This is a genomic window from Desulfobacula sp., from assembly GCF_021107415.1.
Genome location: NZ_JAIOSW010000203.1, coordinates 1 through 5,238, shown reverse-complemented (window position 1 = coordinate 5,238; position 5,238 = coordinate 1). Strand labels below are relative to the sequence as shown.

Below are 5,238 nucleotides of genomic sequence, written 5' to 3'. Positions count from 1 at the left end.
GGAGAAGGGATCTCTTTTTTGGTAAAACCAGCCATTGATCAGAAAGTCAAAGAGAAAAAACTTGCCTTGCGCAAATTAAAGAATAGCAAAATGTTTCTTGATGTCAGTCTCGGCTATTTAAAGAACACACCACTTTCTCCGGCTGCCAGGGCTTTTTACGAGGTGGTCAAAACATCATTTATTGAAGTGCCAACTCAGGAGGGCCAGGGAGGTATTGGATCTATCATGGCAAGGATTCTAGCCGAGCATGCCCAGAATGAATGAATCTCAGGGTTTACTTTTCATGATCAGATCTTATTATTTCAAAAAGTAATTTTGAAGAATAAGGTTGAAATATGAAAATAGCTGTTTTTTCCGATGTACACTCCTGCTATTCAAAAATGGTCGCTGTTTTTGAAGATATGGAAAAATATAAGATTGATCAACACATCTGTCTGGGAGATATTATCGGGTATGGCGATCAGCCCGAAGAAACCATTAACTTATTAATGGGAAAAAACGTGATCTCGGTGAGAGGCAACCATGAGCTGGCCATGTTTAACAGACAATACCTTGAGCTTTTTCCCAAGGCCATAAAACAGCCCCTGCTGGATAATATAGCGGTGATTTCCACTAAATCCGTTCGATACCTTGAAGAGACTCCTGACTATTTAAAATTGAAAAACTGTCATTTTGTCCATGGCACACCACCGGATAAATTAACCACCTATATCTATGATGTCACGGATTACTATTTGAAATCCTTGTTTAACAATGCCAAAGAGCAGATTTTTTTTACCGGTCATACCCATAAGTTAAAACTGATCACCTATAAAGACAGAATTGTGTTTCGGCGGAGAATTACAAAAAATTGTACCATCCATTTGGAGAAAGACCAGAAATATCTTTTAAATGTGGGAAGTATCGGGTTTTCAAGGGATGATTTTAAGGCATCAAAATATGCCATATATGATTCGACAAATAAGCAGATTAGCGTCAGAATGGTGAGGGGATGAAACCTGGCCAATGAAGTGGTCAGGCCTGTAAGCCATTAAAAATTTTATCTGCAGCTAAAATATGAGTTTCCTCAATACACCAGGGAGAGTATCTGTCCGGATATTTAATGGTTTCTTCCAGCCAGTCATCCCATTGTATCCACTTGACAGTTGCAATTTCCTCCTGGTTGGGCAGCACCTCACCATCATAAAACCCGGCAAAGATAGGACAAATCTCATTTTCCATGACCCCGTCCTTTGAAAAGCAATACCGATAGTCTGAAATTTTTACAACAAAGTTTAATTCCACCCCGAGTTCATATCGTGTCCTTCTTATGACAGCGCTTTCATAGGATTCTTTTGGCAAAGGATGGCCGCAGCAGGAATTTGACCATACAAGGGGCCATGTTTTTTTTTCTTCCGCCCTTTGCTGCAACAGCAGCTCGTTAGTGTTTTTAAATAAAAAAAGAGAAAATGCCCTGTGCAAAGGTGTCAGGGAAGAGTGGACTGTAAGCTATCTTTCAATGCCAATTTCCAAGTCATCTTCATCCACAAGCACTACATATTCTTCACTGGTTTCCATTTTTTAGATTCCTGTCGTTTGAAGTATGTACCACTTGATTAATATCGATTGACAAAAAAAGTGTCAATTCATATAAATTTATGAAAAATATAAGTTTTTCTTATAAGGATGATCCATGGAAAAAGAAATTAAAGATAAAGCAAGACGTTTGATCAATGAAACAAGGGTCATGACCCTTGCTGTCTCAGATAAGGATATCCCATGGTCTTCCCCGGTCTATTTTGTATTTCATGACAACAGGTTCTATTTTTTTTCCAATGAAAACTCCAGGCATATAAAATACGCAAAAGACCAAAAAATCATTTCTGCTTCTATTTTCCATGATTCAGACCGGATAGACCGGATTTTTGGATTCCAGATGTCAGGAATGCTTGAGAAGGTATCAAAAAAGACTTTATATTTCTTGATTGTCAAAAAATATGTCACCAAGTTCATTTTTTTAAAGCAGATATTCGGTCCCCAGATAATTGAAAACAAACGCTTTTTTTTAGAAAAATTTAAATCCCATCTCTATTGCTTTCATCCGGATAAAATTTTTCTGTCTGACAATTCCAAAACAACCGATAAAAGATCTATAATAGATTTGAGTAAAATAGCCTGATTACCCTTGTAGAAATTTTTTACTCTATTTCAGATTATCCCACAGAATTTTCCAATACCCGCTCTTTGTCGAGCCGACTCTTTTTAAGGCGCCGATCTCTTTTAACTTTTTCATATTATTTTGTATATTTCTCAAAGTGATTCCTACAATTTCAGACAGATTTTCCTGGGTAAGGTTTCTATCTTTTTGTATGCTCTTTAAAATCAGGATTTGATTTTTGGACAGGCTGAATTTTTTTTCTACGTCTTTCCTTACGTCGTTTGCGATATTTCTTACGTCTTTTCTTACGTCGCTAAACTCTTTTACAGGGTCGATAAATCCATTTACAGGGTCTTTTCCTAGGTCGTATGACCGTGCATCCAATAATTCGACCCTGAAAAAATCTCCAATTTCACTAATTTTGTAGGTCACTGTCTTTAATTCATTGAGTTTTTTTCGGATCCGGATAAATCCTGTGCCATATTTTTCAATATCTCCTGTCAAAAAAAAGGCTTCTGCCACAATCTTATTACGGATGGAAGAAGTATAGTCATCTTTTTCCAGATCTTTGAGGGTAAGTTTGCCAAACAATGTTCCCGGATTTGAAAAAATGATCCGGTTGTCAAAAATTTTAATTACAATATCAGTGGTATGTTTATAATCCCTGTGCACAACGGCGTTTAATAAAAATTCACGAATCACATCCAGAGGATACTGCCATACTTCCTTACGTTCAAGGCTACCATCAAATTCATAGGAAAGATTGATATGTTTTTTAATAAAAATCATTGCTTCTTCAAGGGCGGTCAAAAGCGGCGCCTTGATCAAAAGATCATCAATAATGGTATCCTCTGCCTTAAAACGGCCAATATGAATTGAATATCCATGGTTCCCAAACAAGAGCGTCCCGGCCAGGGTGGATTTGCCTGACTTGATGAATTTAAGCTTTGTCATATTGGTCACCATGTCATCCAGAAGGCTTATCCTTCCTTTGGAGTTCACCTTTTCAATGAATTTTTCCATGAGTGAGGTATCAAGATCAGACAGTCTTTCATCAACTGCATGGGCATCAAAGGAGATATCAAGACTCTGCTGCCGAAGATCAACGATCTCCTCCAGGCTCAACATGTGGTTGCTGTTTTTAACCCGTTTGTAATATCTGTTTTTATAGGCCACCGGCTTTACAGGATATTCATTTATCTCAAGCACCAATATGGTTTTACCGTCAACTTCATAAATAGCAGAATGGGGAAGAAGCTGGGGATAGGTAGATGTCTTGATATCATTGAGGTGTTTTTGTTCCGTCTCAGATCCCAGTTCAATGCCTTTGACCGTTCCTTTATCATCCAGGCCCAGAATAACCTTTCCACCCCTGGTGTTGGCAAAAGCCACAAGAGTGATAATCACTTCTTTTCCAAAAGATGATTTAAATTCAACCTTGCGGGATTCTTTTAAATTTTTAAAATCCATATGATTCCCCTGTTTTTATTTTCTATCAATTTTTTTAGTATGCGTGCACCAACATGTCAAGCAATTGCACTAATAACAGATGTTTTGTGATTACCCTTAAAGCTTTCTTGACCTTAAAGGGAAAATTACTTATTCTGTAAAATAAGATAATCCTTTATTTAAAGAGAAACGATTAAATGATACAAAAAAAATATTTGCCTTTTATTCTAATTGTTATCCTGATTTTTATTGGGATCGGTTTTTTGGGAAATACGCTCAATGCTTCTCCGGAAAAACAAAAAGTTTATATTATTCCTGTTTCCGGTACCGTGGAACCGGGTATGGCAGCCTATGTCAAAAGAGCCTTAAAAGAGATCAAAGACGAAACAGATGCCGTTTTTGTATTTAAAATGGATACATTCGGCGGCAGAGTGGATGCGGCTCTTGATATTGTGGATACGATTTCCAATGTTCCCAAAGGAAAAACCATTGCATTTGTGGAAAAAAGGGCCATTTCTGCGGGCGCCCTGATTGCCCTTTCTTCGAATGTCTTATTTATGAAAGAAAATACCATTATCGGGGATTGTGCACCCATTATCAACACCCAGGAAGGCCAGAAAATGGCCGGAGAAAAAGTTCAGACTGTTCTTCGGGCAAAATTTCGGGCTCTTGCAAAGAAAAATAATTACCCGGTTGTGCTGGCAGAATCCATGGTCACCATTGATATGGAAGTCTATCAGGTGATGATAGATGGTGAAAAAAGCTTTATGAGGAAAAAAGCCTATGATGATCTGACGGAAGATGAGAAAAAAAAGATCAGTACTAAAAAGACGATTGTGTCCAAGGGAGAGCTTTTAACCATGGATGATGAAGAAGCCTTTGACTTTGGGTTTTCTCAAAAAAGTGTAAAAGATATAGAAGAAGCATTGTCATTGCTGGGTTATGAATCAACCGATATCATTACCATTGAAGAATCCTGGTCTGAAAGTATCGTAAGGTTTCTACAACCCTTTTTACCCATATTGATGCTCATCGGGATCGGTGCCATATATACGGAGGTAAAGGCTCCCGGATTTGGCATGCCCGGTATTGTCGGACTGATATGTCTTGGCCTGGTATTCTTTAGTCAATATCTGGTAGGCCTTGCTGATCATACGGAATTACTCCTGCTTCTCATCGGTGTTCTGCTTCTGGGAGTAGAGGCGTTTGTTCTTCCCGGATTCGGTGTTGCCGGTATTACCGGGCTCTTAATTATTGCAGCAGGCCTTGTCCTTTCTTTTCAGGGATTTGTAGTGCCTGATCCCTCATTACCCTGGGAAGGCGCCTTATTGATGAAAAATCTGGCACATGTACTGGGTTCTTTTATGTTTGCTTTGCTCATCTCCTTGTTCATGATCCGGTTTGTTCTCCCACAGTTATCAAAAATTATAAAAGGGCCTTATCTTGACGCCACCCTTTCACATTCCCATGTGGATACCACAACGGCTTTGGCAGTGAAACCGGGAGATACCGGGATTGCCCACACATTTCTTCGTCCGTCGGGAAAGGTAATGGTAAACAAAAAAAAGATTGATGCCATCACCCGGGGTGAATTTATTGACCGGGGAACACCGGTTATGATTGACAAAATAGAACAGAATCGTGTAATTGTT

4 protein-coding genes and 2 pseudogenes are annotated in these 5,238 nt (G+C 38.7%); 4 read left to right on the top strand and 2 right to left on the bottom strand.

Annotation, left to right across the window (positions count from 1 at the left end; all coding sequences use genetic code 11):
• Both K8S13_RS10905 and K8S13_RS10900 read left to right on the top strand, forming a co-directional pair.
• A pseudogene (locus K8S13_RS10905) lies at positions 1 to 264 on the top strand (LysR family transcriptional regulator); the annotation flags it as partial.
• A 71-nt stretch (positions 265 to 335) separates the two neighbouring features.
• The gene (locus K8S13_RS10900) at positions 336 to 995 is read left to right on the top strand and encodes a metallophosphoesterase family protein (RefSeq protein ID WP_291462474.1); all 660 of its coding nucleotides are present in this window, start codon (positions 336 to 338) and stop codon (positions 993 to 995) included.
• Positions 996 to 1,014: 19 nt separating this feature from the next.
• Here K8S13_RS10900 and idi read toward each other — a convergent pair.
• A pseudogene (idi, locus tag K8S13_RS10895) lies at positions 1,015 to 1,473 on the bottom strand (isopentenyl-diphosphate Delta-isomerase); the annotation flags it as partial.
• 199 nt (positions 1,474 to 1,672) lie between these two features.
• Here idi and K8S13_RS10890 point away from each other — a divergent pair.
• Positions 1,673 to 2,158: a pyridoxamine 5'-phosphate oxidase family protein gene (locus tag K8S13_RS10890; protein WP_291462473.1), complete on the top strand. Its 486-nt coding sequence runs from the start codon at positions 1,673 to 1,675 to the stop codon at positions 2,156 to 2,158.
• A gap of 24 nt (positions 2,159 to 2,182) precedes the next feature.
• Here K8S13_RS10890 and K8S13_RS10885 read toward each other — a convergent pair whose 3' ends face one another.
• Entirely contained in the window at positions 2,183 to 3,607 is a 1,425-nt protein-coding gene (locus K8S13_RS10885; protein ID WP_291462472.1) for an RNA-binding domain-containing protein, read from the bottom strand.
• 176 nt (positions 3,608 to 3,783) lie between these two features.
• Here K8S13_RS10885 and K8S13_RS10880 point away from each other — a divergent pair.
• A partial coding sequence (locus K8S13_RS10880; protein ID WP_291462471.1) for an NfeD family protein occupies positions 3,784 to 5,238 on the top strand: 1,455 nt, incomplete at its 3' end.

Excerpts from the sequence above, each read along its gene's own strand:
- K8S13_RS10900 (WP_291462474.1), top strand. The coding sequence starts at position 336 with ATGAAAATAGCTGTTTTTTCCGATGTACACTCCTGCTATTCAAAAATG.
- K8S13_RS10890 (WP_291462473.1), top strand. The coding sequence starts at position 1,673 with ATGGAAAAAGAAATTAAAGATAAAGCAAGACGTTTGATCAATGAAACA.
- K8S13_RS10885 (WP_291462472.1), bottom strand. The coding sequence starts at position 3,607 with ATGGATTTTAAAAATTTAAAAGAATCCCGCAAGGTTGAATTTAAATCA.